A 19,376-nucleotide genomic window follows, 5' to 3' on the forward strand; every position below is an offset into this window, starting at 1 on the left:
GCGCTGCTTAGGCGAAGTTTTATAAACATGAAGATATTCAGGAACAATAGGAGGATGAGGCATAGTGTCATTCCAATTTAAAATGCCTGACATAGGTGAAGGAATCCACGAAGGCGAAATAGTCAAATGGTTTATTAAACCTGGAGATAAAGTAAGTGAAGATGATGTACTTTGCGAAATCCAGAACGATAAAGCTGTTGTTGAAATTCCTTCACCAGTAGAAGGTACCGTAGAGGAAATCCTGGTTGGCGAAGGCACAGTCGCGACAGTTGGCCAAGTGCTTGTTACATTCGATGCCCCGGGCTACGAAAATCTTCAATTTAAGGGCGACGATAATGAGGACAGCGAACCTGCCGGAGATGAAAAAACAGAGGCACAGGTTCAATCCACTCTTGAGTCCGGCCAGAAAATTGAAAAAGAAGCCGCACAGGCACCGAAACCGGAAGGCGCTACAGGCGCAGGAGCGGCTACTGTAGATGCAGGTCAAAAAGCTGAAGTTGACCCGAACCGCAGAGTCATTGCCATGCCTTCAGTAAGGAAATATGCTCGTGAAAAAGGAGTCGATATCCGCCAGGTTTCAGGTTCCGGCAACAATGGCCGAATCCTTAAAGGCGATATTGATGCCTTCTTGAGCGGGGGCCAGGCTGCTCCGAAAGCGGAGGCCCAGGGCGCAGTAACTGAAGCGGCCACTCCGGCAGCAGCCGAAGAGGTGAAGCAGGCTCCTGTTCCACAAGGCCAATATCCTGAAACACGCGAGAAGATGAGCGGAATCCGCCGTGCAATCGCCAAAGCGATGGTGAACTCCAAGCATACGGCTCCGCACGTAACCCTTATGGATGAAGTGGAAGTGGCAAGCCTTGTTGCACACCGCAAGAAATTCAAGGAAGTAGCAGCAGAAAAGGGTATTAAGCTTACATTCCTTCCATACGTTGTCAAGGCGCTGACAAGTGCGTTGAGGGAGTATCCGGCTCTAAATACGTCAGTCGATGATCAAGCCGGAGAAATTATTCAAAAGCATTATTACAACATTGGAATTGCGGCTGATACAGACAAGGGATTGCTTGTTCCTGTTGTGAAGGATACAGACAGGAAATCAGTATTTGCCATTTCCAATGAAATTAACGAGCTTGCTTCCAAAGCAAGAAGCGGAAAGCTTGCTCCGGATGAAATGAAGGGTGGATCGTGCACAATCACGAACATCGGTTCTGCAGGTGGCCAATGGTTTACCCCTGTCATCAACCATCCGGAAGTTGCCATCCTGGGTATTGGCCGAATCGCGGAAAAAGCAATCGTAAAAAATGGGGAAATCGTAGCCGCGCCTGTCCTCGCACTATCTTTGAGCTTTGACCACAGGGTTATCGATGGGGCAACCGCGCAGAATTTCATGAACCACATTAAGAGGTTGCTGAACGACCCGGAACTCTTGTTAATGGAGGCGTAAAAAATGGTAGTAGGAGATTTTCCAGTTGAAACAGATACTATAGTAATCGGCGCAGGCCCTGGGGGGTATGTGGCTGCAATCAGGGCTGCCCAGCTCGGCCAAAAAGTGACGATTGTTGAACGCGGAACATTGGGAGGAGTCTGCCTGAATGTCGGCTGTATCCCTTCCAAAGCTCTGATAGCAGCGGGCCATAGGTATGAATCCGCAACCCATTCCAGTGACATTGGCATTATGGCGGAAAATGTTACTGTCGATTTTTCCAAAGTACAGGAATGGAAGGCTGGCGTTGTTAAAAAGCTAACAGGTGGCGTTGAGAGCCTTTTAAAAGGGAACAAGGTTAACATCGTTCGCGGAGAGGCCTATTTTGTTGATACGAACACATTAAGGGTTATGGATGAAAATTCGGCCCAAACGTATACGTTCAAAAATGCAATCATTGCGACAGGCTCCCGTCCAATTGAGTTGCCTGCTTTCAAATATACAAAGCGTGTCCTTGATTCCACTGGCGCCCTTGCGTTGGATAAAATTCCGGCAAGCATCGTTGTAATCGGCGGTGGCTATATCGGAACGGAGCTTGGCGGAGCGTACGCAAGCTTCGGAACAAAAGTAACCATCCTTGAAGGCGCGGACGAAATCCTGAACGGTTTTGAAAAACAGATGTCCTCGCTTGTAAAGCGCAACCTTAAGAAAAAAGGCGCTGAAATTGTTACAAAAGCCCTTGCTAAAGGTGTAGAGGAATCAGCGGATTCCGTTAAGGTGGCGTATGAAGTAAAAGGCGAGGAAAAAACAGTTGAAGCCGATTATGTTTTCGTCATGGTTGGCCGTCGCCCGAATACTGATGAACTTGGCCTTGAACAGGTCGGCATTGAAATGACCGACAGGGGCGTAATAAAGATTGATAAGCAATGCCGTACGAATGTTGGCAACATCTATGCGATCGGCGACATCGTACCTGGACCACCTTTGGCCCATAAGGCTTCGTATGAAGGTAAAATTGCAGCTGAAGCCATAGCAGGGCACCCGTCCGAAATCGACTATCTTGCTATCCCGGCAGTCGTTTTCTCTGATCCTGAGCTGGCATCGGTCGGTTATACCGAAGCACAGGCAAAGGAAGAGGGCATTGAAGTAACGGCGGCAAAGTTCCCGTTTGCCGCAAACGGCCGCGCATTGGCGCTTAATCAAACCGATGGCTTCATGAAGCTTGTTACCCGTAAGGAGGATGGGCTCGTCATTGGTGCCCAAATCGCTGGCCCAAGCGCTTCGGATATGATTGCCGAGCTCGGCTTGGCGATTGAAACCGGAATGACTGCCGAGGATTTGGCAATGACGATCCATGCGCATCCAACCCTGGGTGAAATCACGATGGAAGCTGCAGAAGTAGCAATTGGTAGCCCGATTCATATCGTGAAATAAATGAAACAAAAAACCCTTCCCACAATGGGAAGGGCTTTTTGTGATCATTTATTGGTCCCATCCAACACTTTGGATACAGGCCGGATAATCTTCTCCTTGGTTGTAAGTCCGTCAATTCTAACCATTACTTTTTCTTTATAGAGGACAATCAGGGCAGGGCCTGATTTAATATTAAATTCGTCGTAGTATTTCTTCTTTTCCTTGCTTGATAGGACCATCAGGTTTTCCATTTCATTCGGAAAATCTTTTTTCAGTTCAATCAAGGCATCGTAATAGGCAGCTTCGCGATTATATTCCTTTTCATTAGAGAAGAAAATAATTTGTTTTGTATTTTTATCAACTGAAAGCGTTGCCTGCTCCGCTTGGCTGCAGGATGCTGTTAAAAGCAATAAAAAAGAGAGTACGTAAACAGGATAACCTTTCATAACTTTTGCCCCCAATAGTCCGAAATGATTCCTACAGCTGGCAATACACGGCATCCCCCACATTTTATCATACGGTTGGCGGCAACCTTCCCTTGTCATGCAAATGTTACAGAAATGAAAAATATCATTGGCGGGCTTGGCATATACTTCAGTAAATGGCCAGGTTTTCCCTGGGGTTTTAGGCGGTGATTAGGATGAAGGTGTATGTTTTATTTCTGATCCAGTTTATAATCTGGAGCGGTTATACATTAACGGAGTGGCTGTCGAAGCGGGACCATCCTTTATATAATGTCCTCATGTTTTTAGTGTTCTTTTATCTAGCGGTTATTATCGGTGAGAATTTTATCGAGTCCCAAAGAAAGGCTCTTTTTCTTACTGCTTTCAGCCTTGGTCTATATGCGTCCATTCATATAGTTCTTTCTTATTTTGAATTTCCATTTATCTTACAAAAATAATCAGGAGGAAAAAGAAAAAAGCATTCCAATATTTTGGAATGCTTGCCGGATTATTTCCTTGGATTAAAATACATGATTCTTCCGTTAAACAAATGCAGTTCCGCCTGCAGTTTTTTCGCAAGGAATTTACAGAATTCATTTGCTTTACCTTTGTCTCCTGCGGTCGCACCATCAGGCAGGGTAATCTGGACATACGATTGGATTGCGGAAGTACCATCTTCCGCCTCAACAGCCTCTTTTCCGACTGCGATAGCAATCGCACGGTAACGGTCGTCTTCGGTTGAATGCAAGTAAAACCATTCTCCCTTCCCTTCTGGCGTTTCCCTTATTTCATATGGAAATGCGCTCTCGCCATAGTTCCAGTTAACCTGTGTCCCGGTTTTAGAGGTAATATCCTTGTAATAATGAAAAAAATCCTTTAGTTCATCAAGTGTTACAGATTGCTTCGAAGATGAAGGCACAAGTTTTATAAAAGCGTTTTCAGCCATCACCATACCCCCTTGATTCGTATTTCTGTACATCCCCATTGTAGCATTGTCTAATTTCGAGAAACAACCGCCAAGTCGGTTAGGAGGCACTTTGTTTGAAATATTGTCAAAACTGAATTATAATAATATTCTAAAAACTTTTAAGGAGGAGTGTTATGGATCAATTTGAAAAGCTATATGACGAACATGAAAACGTAAAGGTTCGTTTCACTGGCTTCACAACGGAAAATGCCCGCTATGATTTTGGTGTCGTCTATTCCTCTCTATTTTTCGGAAAGCCCCTTGTCGTTTGTATGCAAACCGGCCGATCAACCCTCCTCGAACCTAAAGACCTTGAAGATATAGAACATTTGCAACATGTTTTTCGGATTAATGATGAAGGACAGGCGAATGAACTTGTCGAATTCTTTTCTGAAATTCTTCCGTCCGCACCATTCATAACTCAATATGACTGAATGAGGCAGGCCAGACAAAGGCCTGTTTTCTCATTGTCAGGAATATTTAATTGAACCTTGTGGATAACTCAAATTGCGATGTAAGTTCGCTGAAGCCCTCCTTTGGGCTCGCATCTCCTTCGTGCGAGGGCTCATTCAGGGATGTTATTCAGTGTCCTTCGGGCTCCGTCTTATGCTGCTCGGGGCTGACCACTAAGGAAAGCTTCTAAGAATAATCATCGGAGGGACAAGCGGTTTGTGCCTGTCGCGAAAGCGCTTGCGCATTTTGTTCTTTTTAAGGAAATGTGGTGTTTTTTACCGAAAAATAAGCTAAAAGTGACATACAATATGACTTGAAATTTTAAATAGGTTATATTAATATATAAATAAATTACATTAAGCGCTTACATTCTACTAATCTTAAGGGAGTCGATCAACATGGGAACAATTGTATGCCAAACTTGCAATTCAACGATTGACCATTTCGAAGATGAAAAAGTGACAGTCCTTTACTCAAAATGCACGTGTGATAAATGCCATACCCGCAAGGATGATGAACTGTAAGAATGTTGGATGCCTCAAGTAGAGCACGGAAAAAATAAATACTAAACAAAAAACAGGATTCCAAAGAATCCTGTTTTTGTCATTTTATCGCTTTGTATTCCTTGATGACACGGATGGTCTTGATTTGGTCATCTTCAGGCCCCTGGACAGGAAGGCCGACCTCCAGGTTCTTTTGAATATAAAGAAGGTTTTCTTTCGTAATGATTTCACCGGGAATAAAAATTGGAATCCCTGGTGGATAAACCATTATGAATTCCGCGGTTATCCTTCCTTCTGATTCATCGAACGGAACTACTTCCGTTTCCGAATAAAATGCATCCCTTGGGGTAAGGGCCAGGAGCGGTATATCTGGAAGGAACACCTTCAATGGCTCAGGCTTCCCTGCTTCCTCAACGCATTCTTCTGCGAGCTCCCTAAGTGCATTTACAAGGATATCGGCTTCACGTTCTGTGTCACCCGGTGTGACGATGCACAGGATGTTATATAAATCCGAAAGTTCAACTTCGATATTATGCCTGTCGCGCAGCCATTTTTCAACTTCATAACCCGGTATTCCAAGATCCTTGACGGAAATAATAAGCTTCGTAGGGTCATAATCGAAAGCTGCCTTTGACTTTAGGATTTCAGGTCCCACGCAATAGAGGCGGTCGATTTCATTAATCCTTTTCCTCATTGTTTGCGCCAGTCTGATTGTTTTTGAGATTAATTCGCGCCCTTCTGTTGCAAGCCTTTTCCTTGCTACATCTAGGGATGCAAGGAGAAGGTAGGACGTCGAAGTGGTTGTCAGCATGCTTAAAATGGATTGGACGCGTTTGGAAGAAACAAGGCCTTCCCTCACGTTCAAAATGGAACTCTGGGTCATGGACCCGCCGAGTTTATGCACGCTTGTCGCAGCCATATCGGCACCGGCCTGCATTGCGGACAAAGGTAGCTCATCATGGAAGTGGATATGGACTCCATGGGCTTCATCAACAAGGACCGGCACGTCATATGAATGGGCAATTTCGACGATTTTCCGTAAATCTGCGGAAATTCCGAAATAAGTCGGATTAATCACGAGCACTCCTTTGGCGTCGGGGTGCTGGTCCAGCGCCCTGGCGACAGACTCGGTCGTAATGCCGTGCGAAATACCGAGATTTTCATCAATTTCCGGATGAATAAATACCGGTATAGCTCCGGAAAATACAATCGCCGACATGACCGATTTATGAACGTTGCGAGGTACAATAATTTTGTCCCCTGGTCCGCAAACAGTCATTACCATCGTCATAATGGCGCCGCTAGTGCCTTGGACTGAGAAGAACGTATGGTCCGCCCCAAAAGCTTCAGCGGCCAGTTCCTGTGCCTCCTTGATTATCCCCTTAGGGGAATGCAAATCATCAAGCGGGCCAATATTTATCAAGTCAATGCTTAACGCATTGTCGCCAATGAATTCACGGAATTCAGGATCAATTCCAGTTCCCTTTTTATGGCCCGGGATATGGAATTGGACTGGATTCTTTTTAGCATGTTCAACAAGGCCGGTGAACAACGGCGTTTCATATTGGGACAAGATTTCCACACCTCTTTACTGAATGATCGGATCGTTCGACTATGTTCCTGCAGAAGCAAGGCTCCCGCCCAATGAAATCTCTGGCCGGCAGGACATAAAACAAATGAATTATAGCATTTCTGCTTTTATTTGCAAATAAATATTCATTCCCTTTTAGGTAAATCCAGGCTTTCTATGTAGTTTCCCGTTAATGGAAGGAAATTAACCGAAATGGGAGAATTACATAAGGGACGGGATGGAGGAGGCATAGAAATGGAGTGGAGAACGAGAGTAACAGAGATGCTTGGAATCGAGTACCCAATTATACAAGGCGGCTTGGCCCATCTTGCGTACTCTGAATTGGCATCTGCGGTATCCAATGCCGGCGGACTAGGCCAAATAACGGCAATGTCACTGGACAGCCCGAAAATGCTGCGGGAAGAAATCCGGAAAACAAAGAAAAAGACGGACAAGCCGTTCGGTGTGAATTTTGCCATCGGGCAGCATGGGCGCCCTTTTCATCATTATGTTGAGGCGGCAATAGAAGAAAGTGTACCGGTCATCTCCATGACTGGGGGCAATCCTGCGCCTATTTTTAATCAAATAAAAGGTGCCGGGTGTAAAACGCTCGTCCTTGTTGCCTCGAGAAGGCAAGCGTTGAAAGCGGAACAGCTTGGCGCCGACGCCGTAATGGTGGTCGGACAGGAAGGGGGAGGGCATTTAGGAAAGGATGATATAGGAACGATGGTCCTTATTCCCCGAGTTGCCGAATCTGTTACCATACCGGTAATCGCATCCGGAGGAATTGCCGATGGAAGGGGTCTTATGGCTGCGTTCGCCCTTGGCGCAGAAGGAATTGAAATGGGGACTCGATTTATTGCTGTAAAGGAATGTGTCCATGCAAATGAAAAGTATAAACAAAAGTTGCTTGAGAGAGACGAATCCGATACCGTGATTATAAAAAAATCACTTGGTGCCCCAGGAAGGGTTATTCATAATGAATGGGCCGAAAAGATAATTGAACTTGAAAAGAAAGGAATAGGGTACGAGCAATTAAAGGAATATATCAGCGGTGAAGCTAACAGGAGGTTCATCTATGAAGGAAAAGTAGAGGAAGGCTTTGCGTGGGCAGGACAGGCAATCGGATTGATCCGTGACATTCCGACAACCAAGGAACTTTTTGAACGAATCCTCGGAGAAGCATCCGAAATCCGCAGGCGTTGGGGGAGCTTCGGCTAACATTGCGCGAACCCCAATCTTTTTGGTTGCCATGAAAAGTGGTAAACTATATTCGCGCTATTAATTAGTAAAGCAGGTGCGTAAGATGGATTACCAATACCCAATTGATTACACATGGACTACCGATGAAACTGTACAAGTTATCCAGTTTTTTCAGGCGGTCGAGGAAGCGTATGAAACAGGAATAGGACGGGATGAATTCATGTCATCGTACAGGAAATTCAAAAAGATAGTCCCGGGCAAGTCCGAAGAAAAGAAGCTTTGCGGGGAATTCGAGGAGCTTAGCGGCTACTCCTCCTATAAAGCGGTCATGAAAGCGAAGGAGCTTCCTGAAGGTGGCAAACTCCGCATAAGGTAATAATGAACCCCCATGCCGAAACGGCATGGGGGTTCATTATTTTCGTAGAATTTCCACTGTGGCATTCCCTTATTATGCCACTATCACTTTCGCATAATATTTTGCAGGTTTATGTCAATTTATATAGGGGTAATATTTGTCTAAATACACCATCAAAATGTTGCAGTAATTCAGATGGGCCCATCTTGACAATTTCATCGCGATCAAAGTGGCAGCCGCACAGAATTTCCGCTTTTTTAACATCTTTAAGGCGTTGGAAGGAATCATTCAGATCTTCTGTTGAAAGGCTGCCATGGAGGAGCGCTCCAGGCTTCATATGGTCTTCTGACCAGACATAGTTGTTTGGGATTCCGGTAACGATGTCACCAAGGTGTTTTTGGAAGTTTTCTCCGATTTGCGGTTTCCCTTGGCATTCATAAATAACCGCGAACCAGATAAAAAGGTGGGTTTCCCATAGGCCAATCTGAAAGTGGGGCATCATTTTATACCCTCTTCGACTACCTGAGATGGCAACCCACGTATCATTCGGTGGATTCTTGGTCCTTCTGGCGTGCTTTGCTACATGGGCAAACATATCCTGCCCTGTCATTTCGGAGAGAATCGGGGCATAATGATCCCCAAGCCAGGTTAATTTCGGACGGACACGGGAAATTAAAGCTTCCATTCGAGCTTCCAGGCCGTCAATAGAAAAAACATTAAAGTCATCTTGGGTGAAACCATTAAATTCCATGCGGGCCTCCTGAATTACAGTAATGAAATTATTTTAGCATACAGAAGCCGACTGATAAAAATAGTTGTCCTTATAAGAAGGATAGAATCACATTTTGTCGCAGATTCACAAAGAGCTTCATACTATAATAAAAAAATTCGAGAAATAAGATTAATGGCCGGAAGGAGTGCTTACTAATGAAACAGTTAATTAACACGACTAGAAAAAAGGCTTTCGATAAGGAAAGGACAGCGGTTCTAAGGCTTGAAATGGACTATGAACTTGCGACGCTGTATGATGCTATGGCGGAAAATAATGAAGAGATGAAAAAACATTGCAAATTACGCCTTGAAAAGATCCGGCAGGAACTTCTCCGATTAAAGGCCCTTTAATAAGGGTGGAGAGGAAGACTATTAAAAAATTGAGTTGCCATATAGGAAAGCGCAAGTTAAAAACGGACTCCCGGCAATGCTGGAGAGTTCGTTTATTATTTTTTGGCGGCTGTGGGTACCCTAAAGGTTGATGGACGCCGTTCATTTGTATAAGCTAAACATTACTGGCGAAATAAAAGGAATAACTGTTTGGGGGGATTACCGAATGGATACTGGACACATATTTGAACAAGCAAAAAAATGGACTCTTGAAGCTGGGGAGCGGATTCGTTCATCCTTTGATAAAACTCTTAATATCCACACAAAATCAGATCCAAATGACCTTGTGACAGACATTGACAGGGACACGGAAAAATTCTTTATTGAAAAAATCAGAGGTGCTTTCCCGGAGCATAGGATCCTCGGGGAAGAAGGTTTCGGCGATGCTCTTTCAGACCTCGAAGGAGTTGTATGGATTATCGACCCAATCGACGGAACAATGAATTTTATCCATCAACAAAGGAACTTCGCAATATCAATTGGGATATATGAAAATGGGAAGGGAAAAATCGGCCTTGTTTATGATATCGTCCATAATGAACTTTATCATGCCCAGGCAGGGAACGGCGCCTATTTAAATGGAAGGAAATTACCGAAACTAGAAAGGGCTAATGTTAAAGAATCGATTATAGCCATGAACGCAACATGGGTGCTGGAAAATAAAATGGTCGACCATAATCTGCTCATCCCGCTTGTCCGAGAGGCTAGGGGGACCAGATCTTATGGTTCAGCGGCACTCGAACTTGTCTATGTGGCAACGGGCAGGGTAAATGCCTATATTTCGCCAAGGCTGGCCCCTTGGGATTATGCCGGCGGCGCCATTATAGTAGAAGAGGCAGGCGGAAATGTGACAAATCTTAATGGGGTTAAGCTGGATATGCTGAACAAATCTTCCGTTTTCGCGGCAGGTCCTGGCCTTCATGGAGATATTTTGGACCGGTATCTTAAAGCTGAAAAATAAGGTGAAGCTTCCATTACTCGGAAGCATATAATCGAATTTTTCGTCTCGCTTAGACCGGGAAAAAAGCACTGAGGGGCGGCGAGCCTGCCCCCTCAGTGCTTTTTTGCAGCTTGTCTTTTCCGTTTAAAACCTTCCCGCATCGCAAATACTAGGGTAGCAATACAGGCAATGACCCCAAGAATACTTTTTTCCCCGATTGCAATCCCGATGCCGGAAATGGCCCCGGCAGTTAGAATCGCAATACCGAGGATTCCCCAATTGACTTTTTTCATTATTTCTCCAATCCTTTTCCCCACTATAAGTTGGATTCATCTCGATGATTTTTGGGAAAATATATACTTCAAGGACTATTGTAACCAAAAAATTTATAGGTTTCTACTCGGTTTGTGTTATAATGTTTCAGTTGTACTAGAAATAATAAGGCTAGAAATGGTTTTACCCATACAAGAGGCAGGAGTGAACTACCTTGAATAAACGAAATGATATACGAAATATTGCCATAATTGCCCACGTTGACCACGGGAAAACAACCCTTGTCGACCAGTTGCTCAAGCAATCAGGAATTTTCCGTTCAAATGAGCATGTCGAAGAAAGGGCAATGGATTCCAACGATATCGAGAGGGAACGCGGAATTACCATTCTTGCAAAAAATACCGCTATTCAATACAAGGATACAAAAATCAATATTCTAGATACTCCCGGACACGCGGATTTTGGCGGAGAAGTAGAGCGGATTATGAAAATGGTCGATGGCGTGCTTCTAGTCGTTGATGCATATGAAGGTACTATGCCCCAAACGAGATTTGTGTTAAAAAAAGCGCTTGAGCAAAACCTAACACCTATCGTTGTTGTCAATAAAATTGATAGGGATTTTGCCCGTCCTGCTGAAGTAATTGATGAAGTAATTGACTTGTTCATCGAACTTGATGCAAATGAGGATCAGTTGGAATTCCCGGTGATTTATGCTTCTGCGTTAAATGGTACAGCGAGCACAAATCCCGACCAGCAGGATGAAAACATGCAGGTGCTTTATGAATCAATCATCGAGCATATTCCGGCACCGGCTGATAACCGTGAAGAGCCGCTTCAGTTCCAGGTTGCACTGCTCGATTACAATGACTATGTCGGGAGAATCGGTATTGGACGCATCTTCAGGGGAACGATGAAGGTTGGCCAGCAAGTTGCTTTAATGAAGCTTGACGGCAGTGTAAAGCAATTCCGTGTAACAAAATTGTTTGGCTTCTTTGGTTTAAAGCGCCAGGAAATCCAGGAAGCATTTGCTGGAGATCTAGTAGCTGTTTCAGGCATGGAAGATATCAATGTTGGTGAAACAGTATGCCCGGTTGAACATCAGGAAGCTCTGCCGGTACTCCATATTGATGAACCTACCCTCCAAATGACCTTTGCTGTTAATAACAGCCCGTTTGCAGGTAGGGAAGGAAAATATCTAACGTCCAGAAAAATTGAGGAACGCCTGCATGCTCAACTTGAAACCGATGTAAGCTTAAGGGTCGAAAACACTGACTCACCAGATGCATGGATAGTCTCAGGACGTGGTGAGCTTCACCTGTCAATCCTGATTGAGAATATGCGCCGTGAAGGATATGAACTGCAGGTTTCAAAACCTGAGGTCATTGTAAAAGAGATAGATGGAGTTCGCTGCGAGCCAGTCGAAAGAGTTCAAATCGACGTTCCGGAAGAATATACTGGGGCGATTATGGAATCAATCGGAGCGCGTAAAGGTGAAATGTCSRATATGATTAATAATGGCAACGGCCAAGTCCGACTAATCTTCATGATTCCTGCCCGAGGGTTAATTGGTTATACAACAGAATTCCTTACATTGACACGCGGCTACGGAATCATCAATCATACATTTGACAGCTATCAGCCTATGCTTGCCGGCCAGGTAGGAGGAAGGCGCCAAGGTGTGCTTGTTTCCATGGAATCAGGCAAAGCATCAACGTATGGCATCATGCAGGTTGAGGACAGGGGTACTATCTTTGTTGAGCCAGGCACTGAAATTTATGAAGGCATGATTGTCGGAGAGCATACCCGTGAAAATGACATTACCGTTAATATTACAAAAGTGAAGCATGCAACCAACGTCCGTTCTGCTAACAAGGATCAAACTTCCACGATTAAAAAGCCGCGGATTATGACATTGGAGGAATCACTTGAATATTTGAATGAAGACGAGTATTGTGAAGTTACACCGGAGTCAATCCGCCTCCGCAAAAAAATCCTTGATAAAAATGAGCGGGAACGGATTGCCAAGAAGAAGAAATATGCAGAAATGAACTAGGAGTAGGGGAGGAATGCAAGAATGGAGGACAGGCTGTCCTTTTTTGCAGCTCTTTACAGGGTAGGGGAAAACCCAAAAATGGGGATGTGGATGCTGTATATAACGATTGTCGCCCTAGCTGTCGTAGTATACAAATTAGGTTTCGCCAAAAAGCTTCCTCCTGCCAAATCTGCCGTTATTTACTTGTTCCTCGCACTAGGCAGCACGATCCTCACATTTTTGGGAGTGATGCTGCCGATAACCGAGGGGCTCGTTGTCGCTGCAATCATCTTAATCATTTACAAAATCCGCCTGAACCAAGAGCGGAAACAAAAAACAGAAGCTTAATGTAGGGAGAGTCTGCCGATGAATTCCTTGCAGGATACGATTTATAACTGGCTCACCATCAAAGTGGTTTGTGATGCCCGGCCTGATGATTCTGCTGCTTTTGAAACAAAAGAGCTTTTTGAAGAAATGATGGTTGAAAACTATGGTGTCGCTGCTTCGGACTTGCTTATTGAAACCGATGAAGACATGTATTATGTCCACTACGAGCGTGATGGGGAAAAAAAGAAAACGCGTTTTCCTCGGGAACTGATTGAAGTTATGCTGAATCAGATAAACATGGAACCTGATAAATTCTGCAACTTCCCCGAAGAAACAGAAAACTGAACTGCAAAACCCCCTGAACAAGCCGTTCAGGGGGTTTGTCTTTGCTGCTGTCTCGAAGGCGTTTCCGCATTTTGTCCTGTCAAAATTCATCATTGTCTTTTTTGGTCCGGTACAGGCGGAAATTACCGCTTGCTACCCGTTCATTTGTCCTCGTGGCAATCCTGTCATGGCAAGAGGTGCACATATACGTATGGATTGGCCGGTTGCGCAGCCTTTTTGCCTCAGGGGATTCGTCCGGGATTGTTTCAATTGTATCGCATAAAACGCATTTTACTCTCAAGCTCGGGCCACCTCAAATCTGTTTGCTTTCACCTTGGTTCATTTGCTGGCATACTAATAGTATAACATGGGATATTACATGTACATAGCCCCGGCGGTCCTGCAAGTTGATGTATGAAATAGTAAATAGTAATATTGTTGGAGCCGGACATTTACCAGAAGTGAAGGGAGCAATCTTAAAATGGCTAACCAGGTAGAACCAAAACTTATTAAACCGTTGTTTGATGAATTGCAGAAAGAGCGGTTTGCCACCATTGCAACTATCGACCACGAAACAGGCGGGCCGAATATCAGCGCTATTTCCTGGCTGCTTGCAAAGGATGAAAACACGATTTATTTCGCGGTGGATAATCGTTCGCGGATCGTCCAGAACATTAAGAACAAAAGCGATGTGGCCATAAATGTCATTGCCAATGAAACTACATACGCGATTAACGGCAATGCGGCTGTCAAGCAGGAAAAGTTGGAAGGGGTTCCGTTAAAGCTGGCACTGATAGAAGTGAAAATCAAAGAGGTGCGCGATGTCATGTTCTACGGTTCAAAAATCACCCAGGAACCACAGTACGATAAGACGTATGACAAAGTCGCCGCCGCACGGCTTGACAACCAGGTCATGGAAGCATTCCGGAATGCCTGATTCAATAGGATTGGGTACAATCCGAGTTTTTGGATTCACTTATCTCAACTGATAAAAATTCATTTTCCGTAAAGAAACGGCCCGGCAATTTTTTGCCGGGCCTTTCTAATTAAAACCCCCATTTGCACATTCATACGGAGGATTGAAAAACCGGATTTCTGCCCTCGGCTGGCACTTCCTGGACCTCCGCATCCAATCATTCTGCCCTTATTGCTATTTTCTCCTAAGGGACTCTTCTTCCTGCCTGCGCTCCAATTTTTCCTTATCCTGCTTAGGCATTTTTTCCTTTTGTTCTTTAACAGGCCTGCCTCGTTCAGGTTCAATGATTTTGCCTGGCATTTCCGGGACAATCCTTCCGGCCAAATCGGCTAGTTCATATAGAATTCCCTGGACTGGTCTGCCACCTTCAATGTCTGCTGAAATTTCCCTTAACCGGGCATTCATATCGGGATCCGCAATGACCATCGCCCTCGCTCCGTAAGGGTCATCCTTCAGCGCCTCTGCAACCGAGTATTTAATTGTACCAGCTTCGGAACGTTCCACTGTGGAATCAATGTCAATTCCGACAATCGCATATTTTCCAAGGACGACCGCATTTGCACCGTTTACCTTCGGGACAGAAGAAGCGATTTGCTCCAGATGGCTGGCGGCCCTTTGCCCAGCCTTTCTGTCCGGGTTCGGGGCTGCGCTGTTTTTCACCTGTACCAATTGCTTTGAATCTTTCCCCACATCAGGCCGTCCATTTGCCCCGCAGTCGGTAATGACAAGCAGGATGATAACTATAATCAACAATTTGTCCATTGTAGAAAACCACCTATTCTTATAAAATGCCGAAAGCCCCTCCAGAAAAATACATGTTTCACAAGATTATTGTCCGGAACATCGTCTATCTTTATTCCTGAAATCATATATTTTACCAAAAGTTTGAGAGAGGCCAGATAAGCGGGAGGCATTCAATTGAATAAAATCTATGTATTGGACACAAATGTTTTGCTGCAGGACCCGTATTCGATTTTTTCGTTTGAGGACAATGATATTGTCATCCCTGCTGTCGTATTGGAGGAAGTTGACTCCAAAAAGAGGTATATGGATGAAATAGGCAGAAATGCCCGCCAGGTATCAAGGCTGATTGACGGATTCAGGGCGTATGGAAAGCTTCATGAAAGGATCCAGCTGGAAAATGGGGGGAATTTGCGAATAGAAATTAACCATCGTTCGTTCCATGAACTTCAGGAAATTTTTACGGAAAAAACGAATGACAATAGAATTCTTGCCGTTGCAAAAAACTTGTTTTTGGAAGAACAGGCGAAGGAAAATGGAAAGCGTGTCATCCTTGTCAGCAAAGACGCCCTGGTCAGGGTTAAGGCGGATGCGATCGGCCTGTATGCCGAAGACTTCCTGCAAGACAGGGTTGTTGAAGCAGACCATTTATATGACGGATTCCTTGAAATCCACTTGCCGGTTGAAACGCTTAATAAATTTTACGCAACAGGGGATTTGCATGTTTCGGAACTTGCGAACCATCCTTTTTATCCAAACCAGTTCCTAATCATGAAAGATGCGCTCGGAAGTTCTTCTTCAGCATTGGGGCTTATAGACAGCTCGGGAAAAAAAGCCAGGAAGCTTGTCATAAAGCAAGACCATGTATGGGGCATCCACGCGAGGAATGTTCAACAGACGATGGCGATTGAATTGCTGCTTAGAAGGGACATCCAGCTTGTGACTTTATCTGGGAAGGCAGGGACGGGAAAAACTTTGCTAGCGCTAGCCGCAGGGCTTATGCAAATTGAGGACCTGAAGCAATACAAAAAGCTGCTTGTCGCCCGTCCGATTGTTCCTGTCGGAAAAGATCTTGGTTTTTTGCCTGGGGAAAAACAGGAAAAACTGAGGCCTTGGATGCAGCCAATATTTGATAACCTGGAATTTTTGTTTAATACCAAAAAGCCTGGGGAACTCGATGCGATTTTGGCAGGGCTTGGTTCAATTGAAGTTGAAGGGCTGACCTATATAAGGGGAAGGAGCCTTCCCGACCAGTATATTATCATTGATGAAGCCCAAAACCTGACGAAACACGAAGTGAAGACCATTTTGACAAGGGTGGGGGAGGGGAGCAAGATTGTTTTGATGGGCGACCCGGATCAAATTGACCATCCTTACCTCGATGCATATAATAACGGACTAACGTATGTCGTGGAAAAATTCAAAGACCAGCCGATTGCTGGCCATGTGAAGCTGCTGAAGGGAGAGAGGTCAGGGCTTGCCCGGCTTGCTGCGGACCTACTATAAAGAAGAAAAAACAGCCGTAGGGCTGTTTTTCAATTGCAAAAGGGTTCCTCTTTGAATTCGGAATCCGCCATTTTACTTTATGATGAATCCTGTTACATTCTTAATGGGATTGTCCCTGTTTGACCCATCTTCCATGTAGAGATGGATTGGCCCATCCTCAAGAAGCGGCTTGCCCTTGTTTGAGAATGCTGCGATCAGGCTATAAGCCTCGGTAAGCGGGAAGGAATATTCCTTTCCGTCAGCTTGGACGATGAGCGTGTTTGCCTCCCCAGTGGGCTCGGAGTTTTCCAGAAAAGGCCCAATAGGCATACCAAATGAGCCTGTAAGAACTTTTTGTTTTTCATATACCTTCTTTCCTGGGTCTGGCGGAAGTTGTGCCCCCTCGGTGATTTCCTTGTCCCACTGCTGCGAGGCCGACTTTGTATATGTCTCCAGTTCGCTGGCGGATTCGTTCGCATTTTCAAAAAAGGTGTCAAGATCGACACGGCGTTCGTCAAAAATCCATACGCCGGGGTCGATTGTAATCGGATATTTCACCTTTCCGGTTACTTGTATAATTCCATCCATATTTCCATTCCTCCAATTTCTAGCTCCACTATGAGTATAACCCGTTCGTTGTTTCATGTCATTTATCCGGACAAGGGAGATTAACCAACCGTGCAGCTTAATAATTCTTGCAATTTCAGGACATGACCTGTAAAATTTAAAGATAGTGTAGTAATCGCTCGGAAACGGGGGGATCGATGTTGGCGTCCGAAATGATCATTAATCATCAAGAAAAAGCATATGCCCTTTTGCAGGCTGACGCTGAAAAAATATTGAAGCTAATCAAGGTGCAAATGGATAACTTGACAATGCCCCAATGCCCTCTTTATGAGGAGGTATTGGACACGCAGATGTTTGGTTTATCCAGGGAAATAGATTTTGCCTCAAGGCTGGGGCTGATAGATGAAAAAGACGGCAAAGCCATCCTTGAAAAACTGGAGAGGGAGCTATCCGCCCTTCACGAAGCATCAATGAAAAAATAATTACCAAACCCAGACACCTCCGTGTTTGGGTTTTGTTATTTTTCGGACTGTATTTCATTTTTATTTCAAATCGGTAAAATAGCATTTAATTCACCTAAAACTAGCGGTTTTCATTTATAATAGATACATCCATTATCGAATCGGGGAAATGCGATGCTTAAAAAAGTGTTAAAATCATATGATTATTTGTTAATAGCAACGATTGTGGCATTGTCGATTTTTGGCCTTGTCATGGTCTATAGCGCAAGTATGGCTTTTGCCGTGCAGAGGTATGGTGTGGACGCAGACCATTTTTTCCAAAAGCAAAAAATGTTTTTGCTTGGGGCAGCGGTTATTTTTTCGTTTTTTGCATTCTTCCCGTACAAAATTATGAAAAGTACACGGCTTCTTGCACCCATGGTCATTATGTCCCTGGTGGGGCTTTGCGGGATATTTCTTTTTGGTAAAGTGGCCGGAAATGCGCAGAGCTGGTACGAGCTTGGAGGGGTAAGCATCCAGCCCTCCGAATTCGCGAAGCTTGCAGTCATCATTTACTTGTCGGCTGTTTATGCGAAGAAGCAAAGCTATATTAACGAATTCAATAAAGGAGTTATGCCGCCGCTCTTCTACCTGGTGTTCGTTTGCGTCCTCATCATGGCCCAACCGGACTTCGGCACAGCTGGTATCATCATCCTGATTGCATTGGCAATCATACTTTCTTCCGGGATGAGCTGGAAAAACATTTTTAAACTAATTGGAATTGGGACACTTATCCTTATAGTTTTTGGCGTTGCACTACATGACAAGATATTTTCCGAAGTGAGGATGCATCGTATTTCGGTGCTCGAGGACCCGTTCAAAAGCGAACAGGATGAAGGTTTTCATTTATCGAATTCGCTATTGGCAATAGGCTCAGGTGGCATTACCGGCCTTGGCCTGGGAAAAGGCGTCCAGAAACTTGGCTACCTGCCTGAGTCGCATACCGATTTCATTATTGCCGTCGTCGCGGAGGAACTTGGCGTCGTTGGAGTAACATTTGTCCTCCTATGTATAGCGTTCATCGTTCTGAAAGGGATTCATATCGGTATGAAATGCAAGGACCCATTTGGAAGCCTCCTGGCCCTTGGGATCTCGAGTATGATTGGCATCCAGTCGGTCATTAACCTTGCCGGGGTTTCGGGAATGATTCCATTAACAGGGGTTCCGCTTCCCTTTGTCAGTTATGGCGGATCTTCCATCATCCAGTTGGCGGTTGCTTCCGGAATCCTCGTGAATGTTTCGATGTTTGCCAACTACGAAAGTAAATTTAAAGTGAAAAAGGCCCAAACCCCTCCCGCACTGGCGGTTCGCGAACCAATCAGGGCCAGGAGATAGCACGCAGACTGTTGTGCCAATATGTTTTTTCATAAACTATATAGGTTGAAATATATTTTTTGGACACTATTTATTTAAAATGTAAGTTGATTGGAGAGGAAGGCACCGACTCCTCGGAAACGCTACCGCGTTTCCTTCGTGTGCGGGCGGATTCAAGGATGCCATTCAGTGTCCAGCAGGATGCAGTGGCAAGGTGGAGACCCCTCGAAAAGCGAAAGCGCCTCGGTCAGCCCCGACAAGCGCTGGAGGGTCTGAAGGAGAAGTCGCTCTTTGACTTCACCTGAAGGACCGAAGCGACCTCGAGGGGCTAGGTGCTCCTCGAAAAAGCTATCGCTTTTCCTTCGTGCGATGCCTATGCTGCCGAAGCCTTCCTTGTGTAGCTCGACAA

General features: G+C 44.9%; 23 protein-coding genes. 15 read left to right on the forward strand and 8 right to left on the reverse strand.

Going from position 1 to position 19,376, the window contains the following annotated elements:
• The first annotated feature begins 64 nt into the window (after nucleotides 1–64).
• Nucleotides 65–1,441: a dihydrolipoamide acetyltransferase family protein gene (locus ADU24_RS07530; protein ID WP_053366045.1), complete on the forward strand. Its 1,377-nt coding sequence runs from the start codon at nucleotides 65–67 to the stop codon at nucleotides 1,439–1,441.
• 3 nt (nucleotides 1,442–1,444) lie between these two features.
• Nucleotides 1,445–2,854 carry a dihydrolipoyl dehydrogenase gene (lpdA, locus tag ADU24_RS07535; RefSeq protein ID WP_053366046.1) on the forward strand — a complete coding sequence of 470 codons (1,410 nt, stop codon included), beginning with the start codon at nucleotides 1,445–1,447 and terminating at the stop codon, nucleotides 2,852–2,854.
• Nucleotides 2,855–2,898: 44 nt separating this feature from the next.
• Here the strand turns inward: lpdA and ADU24_RS07540 are convergent, their stop codons facing one another.
• Both ADU24_RS07540 and ADU24_RS07550 read right to left on the reverse strand, forming a co-directional pair.
• On the reverse strand, nucleotides 2,899–3,279 hold the full coding sequence (locus ADU24_RS07540; RefSeq protein WP_053366047.1) for a hypothetical protein: 381 nt from the start codon (nucleotides 3,277–3,279) through the stop codon (nucleotides 2,899–2,901).
• Between the two features lie 505 nt (nucleotides 3,280–3,784).
• On the reverse strand, nucleotides 3,785–4,222 hold the full coding sequence (locus ADU24_RS07550; RefSeq protein ID WP_197277487.1) for a DUF1885 family protein: 438 nt from the start codon (nucleotides 4,220–4,222) through the stop codon (nucleotides 3,785–3,787).
• 155 nt (nucleotides 4,223–4,377) lie between these two features.
• On the opposite strand from ADU24_RS07550, the gene ADU24_RS07555 reads away from it, so the two are divergent.
• Together ADU24_RS07555 and ADU24_RS07560 are read left to right on the forward strand one after the other, a co-directional pair.
• On the forward strand, nucleotides 4,378–4,677 hold the full coding sequence (locus ADU24_RS07555) for a DUF3055 domain-containing protein (RefSeq protein WP_053366049.1): 300 nt from the start codon (nucleotides 4,378–4,380) through the stop codon (nucleotides 4,675–4,677).
• Nucleotides 4,678–5,094: 417 nt separating this feature from the next.
• The gene (locus ADU24_RS07560) at nucleotides 5,095–5,220 is read left to right on the forward strand and encodes a GapA-binding peptide SR1P (protein ID WP_053366050.1); all 126 of its coding nucleotides are present in this window, start codon (nucleotides 5,095–5,097) and stop codon (nucleotides 5,218–5,220) included.
• A 79-nt stretch (nucleotides 5,221–5,299) separates the two neighbouring features.
• Here the strand turns inward: ADU24_RS07560 and ADU24_RS07565 are convergent, their stop codons facing one another.
• On the reverse strand, nucleotides 5,300–6,772 hold the full coding sequence (locus ADU24_RS07565; RefSeq protein WP_053366051.1) for an aminotransferase class I/II-fold pyridoxal phosphate-dependent enzyme: 1,473 nt from the start codon (nucleotides 6,770–6,772) through the stop codon (nucleotides 5,300–5,302).
• A 252-nt stretch (nucleotides 6,773–7,024) separates the two neighbouring features.
• Here ADU24_RS07565 and ADU24_RS07570 point away from each other — a divergent pair, with 252 nt between their 5' ends.
• Together ADU24_RS07570 and ADU24_RS07575 are read left to right on the forward strand one after the other, a co-directional pair.
• Entirely contained in the window at nucleotides 7,025–7,990 is a 966-nt protein-coding gene (locus ADU24_RS07570; protein ID WP_053366052.1) for an NAD(P)H-dependent flavin oxidoreductase, read from the forward strand.
• 85 nt (nucleotides 7,991–8,075) lie between these two features.
• Nucleotides 8,076–8,348: a UPF0223 family protein gene (locus tag ADU24_RS07575; RefSeq protein WP_053366053.1), complete on the forward strand. Its 273-nt coding sequence runs from the start codon at nucleotides 8,076–8,078 to the stop codon at nucleotides 8,346–8,348.
• A gap of 109 nt (nucleotides 8,349–8,457) precedes the next feature.
• On the opposite strand, the gene ADU24_RS07580 is transcribed toward ADU24_RS07575, so the two are convergent.
• Nucleotides 8,458–9,078, reverse strand: a complete 621-nt coding sequence (locus ADU24_RS07580; RefSeq protein ID WP_053366054.1) for a YktB family protein — start codon at nucleotides 9,076–9,078, stop codon at nucleotides 8,458–8,460.
• A 176-nt stretch (nucleotides 9,079–9,254) separates the two neighbouring features.
• Between ADU24_RS07580 and ADU24_RS07585 the strand changes: the two genes are divergently transcribed.
• Nucleotides 9,255–9,449, forward strand: a complete 195-nt coding sequence (locus ADU24_RS07585; RefSeq protein WP_053366055.1) for a hypothetical protein — start codon at nucleotides 9,255–9,257, stop codon at nucleotides 9,447–9,449.
• 205 nt (nucleotides 9,450–9,654) lie between these two features.
• Nucleotides 9,655–10,449, forward strand: a complete 795-nt coding sequence (locus ADU24_RS07590) for an inositol monophosphatase family protein (protein ID WP_053366056.1) — start codon at nucleotides 9,655–9,657, stop codon at nucleotides 10,447–10,449.
• A gap of 92 nt (nucleotides 10,450–10,541) precedes the next feature.
• On the opposite strand, the gene ADU24_RS07595 is transcribed toward ADU24_RS07590, so the two are convergent.
• Nucleotides 10,542–10,721, reverse strand: a complete 180-nt coding sequence (locus tag ADU24_RS07595) for a DUF5325 family protein (RefSeq protein WP_053366057.1) — start codon at nucleotides 10,719–10,721, stop codon at nucleotides 10,542–10,544.
• A 194-nt stretch (nucleotides 10,722–10,915) separates the two neighbouring features.
• Between ADU24_RS07595 and typA the strand changes: the two genes are divergently transcribed.
• Genes typA through ADU24_RS07615 form a run of 3 tightly spaced genes read left to right on the forward strand, consistent with a single transcriptional unit; the run spans nucleotide 10,916 to nucleotide 13,405 of the window.
• The gene (typA, locus tag ADU24_RS07605) at nucleotides 10,916–12,754 is read left to right on the forward strand and encodes a translational GTPase TypA (protein WP_053366059.1); all 1,839 of its coding nucleotides are present in this window, start codon (nucleotides 10,916–10,918) and stop codon (nucleotides 12,752–12,754) included.
• A 21-nt stretch (nucleotides 12,755–12,775) separates the two neighbouring features.
• On the forward strand, nucleotides 12,776–13,081 hold the full coding sequence (locus tag ADU24_RS07610; RefSeq protein WP_053366060.1) for a YlaH-like family protein: 306 nt from the start codon (nucleotides 12,776–12,778) through the stop codon (nucleotides 13,079–13,081).
• Nucleotides 13,082–13,099: 18 nt separating this feature from the next.
• Nucleotides 13,100–13,405: a hypothetical protein gene (locus tag ADU24_RS07615; protein WP_053366061.1), complete on the forward strand. Its 306-nt coding sequence runs from the start codon at nucleotides 13,100–13,102 to the stop codon at nucleotides 13,403–13,405.
• Nucleotides 13,406–13,484: 79 nt separating this feature from the next.
• Here the strand turns inward: ADU24_RS07615 and ADU24_RS07620 are convergent, their stop codons facing one another.
• Nucleotides 13,485–13,685: a YlaI family protein gene (locus ADU24_RS07620; protein WP_053366062.1), complete on the reverse strand. Its 201-nt coding sequence runs from the start codon at nucleotides 13,683–13,685 to the stop codon at nucleotides 13,485–13,487.
• A 180-nt stretch (nucleotides 13,686–13,865) separates the two neighbouring features.
• On the opposite strand from ADU24_RS07620, the gene ADU24_RS07625 reads away from it, so the two are divergent.
• A complete protein-coding gene (locus ADU24_RS07625) occupies nucleotides 13,866–14,321 on the forward strand; it encodes a pyridoxamine 5'-phosphate oxidase family protein (RefSeq protein ID WP_053366063.1) in 456 nt (151 codons plus the stop codon).
• Nucleotides 14,322–14,534: 213 nt separating this feature from the next.
• Here ADU24_RS07625 and ADU24_RS07630 read toward each other — a convergent pair whose 3' ends face one another.
• Complete coding sequence (locus tag ADU24_RS07630) at nucleotides 14,535–15,122, reverse strand: YhcN/YlaJ family sporulation lipoprotein (RefSeq protein ID WP_053366064.1); 588 nt, start codon at nucleotides 15,120–15,122, stop codon at nucleotides 14,535–14,537.
• A 156-nt stretch (nucleotides 15,123–15,278) separates the two neighbouring features.
• Between ADU24_RS07630 and ADU24_RS07635 the strand changes: the two genes are divergently transcribed.
• Nucleotides 15,279–16,607 carry a PhoH family protein gene (locus tag ADU24_RS07635; RefSeq protein ID WP_053366065.1) on the forward strand — a complete coding sequence of 443 codons (1,329 nt, stop codon included), beginning with the start codon at nucleotides 15,279–15,281 and terminating at the stop codon, nucleotides 16,605–16,607.
• Nucleotides 16,608–16,679: 72 nt separating this feature from the next.
• Here the strand turns inward: ADU24_RS07635 and ADU24_RS07640 are convergent, their stop codons facing one another.
• Complete coding sequence (locus ADU24_RS07640; protein WP_053366066.1) at nucleotides 16,680–17,174, reverse strand: hypothetical protein; 495 nt, start codon at nucleotides 17,172–17,174, stop codon at nucleotides 16,680–16,682.
• Nucleotides 17,175–17,353: 179 nt separating this feature from the next.
• On the opposite strand from ADU24_RS07640, the gene ADU24_RS07645 reads away from it, so the two are divergent.
• Nucleotides 17,354–17,635, forward strand: coding sequence for a YlaN family protein (locus tag ADU24_RS07645; RefSeq protein ID WP_053368835.1), 282 nt, complete (start codon nucleotides 17,354–17,356; stop codon nucleotides 17,633–17,635).
• 153 nt (nucleotides 17,636–17,788) lie between these two features.
• The gene (locus ADU24_RS07650; protein ID WP_053366067.1) at nucleotides 17,789–18,988 is read left to right on the forward strand and encodes an FtsW/RodA/SpoVE family cell cycle protein; all 1,200 of its coding nucleotides are present in this window, start codon (nucleotides 17,789–17,791) and stop codon (nucleotides 18,986–18,988) included.
• Nucleotides 18,989–19,376: the final 388 nt, after the last annotated feature.

It is taken from the genome of Bacillus sp. FJAT-27245, assembly GCF_001273955.1.
Lineage (GTDB): Bacteria > Bacillota > Bacilli > Bacillales > Cytobacillaceae > Bacillus_D.

What these genes read in the sequence shown, in the direction of transcription:
- lpdA (WP_053366046.1), top strand. Translation starts at nt 1,445, where the DNA reads ATGGTAGTAGGAGATTTTCCAGTTGAAACAGATACTATAGTAATCGGC.
- ADU24_RS07540 (WP_053366047.1), bottom strand. Translation starts at nt 3,279, where the DNA reads ATGAAAGGTTATCCTGTTTACGTACTCTCTTTTTTATTGCTTTTAACA.
- ADU24_RS07550 (WP_197277487.1), bottom strand. Translation starts at nt 4,222, where the DNA reads ATGGCTGAAAACGCTTTTATAAAACTTGTGCCTTCATCTTCGAAGCAA.
- ADU24_RS07555 (WP_053366049.1), top strand. Translation starts at nt 4,378, where the DNA reads ATGGATCAATTTGAAAAGCTATATGACGAACATGAAAACGTAAAGGTT.
- ADU24_RS07560 (WP_053366050.1), top strand. Translation starts at nt 5,095, where the DNA reads ATGGGAACAATTGTATGCCAAACTTGCAATTCAACGATTGACCATTTC.
- ADU24_RS07570 (WP_053366052.1), top strand. Translation starts at nt 7,025, where the DNA reads ATGGAGTGGAGAACGAGAGTAACAGAGATGCTTGGAATCGAGTACCCA.
- ADU24_RS07575 (WP_053366053.1), top strand. Translation starts at nt 8,076, where the DNA reads ATGGATTACCAATACCCAATTGATTACACATGGACTACCGATGAAACT.
- ADU24_RS07580 (WP_053366054.1), bottom strand. Translation starts at nt 9,078, where the DNA reads ATGGAATTTAATGGTTTCACCCAAGATGACTTTAATGTTTTTTCTATT.
- ADU24_RS07585 (WP_053366055.1), top strand. Translation starts at nt 9,255, where the DNA reads ATGAAACAGTTAATTAACACGACTAGAAAAAAGGCTTTCGATAAGGAA.
- ADU24_RS07590 (WP_053366056.1), top strand. Translation starts at nt 9,655, where the DNA reads ATGGATACTGGACACATATTTGAACAAGCAAAAAAATGGACTCTTGAA.
- ADU24_RS07595 (WP_053366057.1), bottom strand. Translation starts at nt 10,721, where the DNA reads ATGAAAAAAGTCAATTGGGGAATCCTCGGTATTGCGATTCTAACTGCC.
- ADU24_RS07610 (WP_053366060.1), top strand. Translation starts at nt 12,776, where the DNA reads ATGGAGGACAGGCTGTCCTTTTTTGCAGCTCTTTACAGGGTAGGGGAA.
- ADU24_RS07615 (WP_053366061.1), top strand. Translation starts at nt 13,100, where the DNA reads ATGAATTCCTTGCAGGATACGATTTATAACTGGCTCACCATCAAAGTG.
- ADU24_RS07625 (WP_053366063.1), top strand. Translation starts at nt 13,866, where the DNA reads ATGGCTAACCAGGTAGAACCAAAACTTATTAAACCGTTGTTTGATGAA.
- ADU24_RS07630 (WP_053366064.1), bottom strand. Translation starts at nt 15,122, where the DNA reads ATGGACAAATTGTTGATTATAGTTATCATCCTGCTTGTCATTACCGAC.
- ADU24_RS07640 (WP_053366066.1), bottom strand. Translation starts at nt 17,174, where the DNA reads ATGGATGGAATTATACAAGTAACCGGAAAGGTGAAATATCCGATTACA.
- ADU24_RS07650 (WP_053366067.1), top strand. Translation starts at nt 17,789, where the DNA reads ATGCTTAAAAAAGTGTTAAAATCATATGATTATTTGTTAATAGCAACG.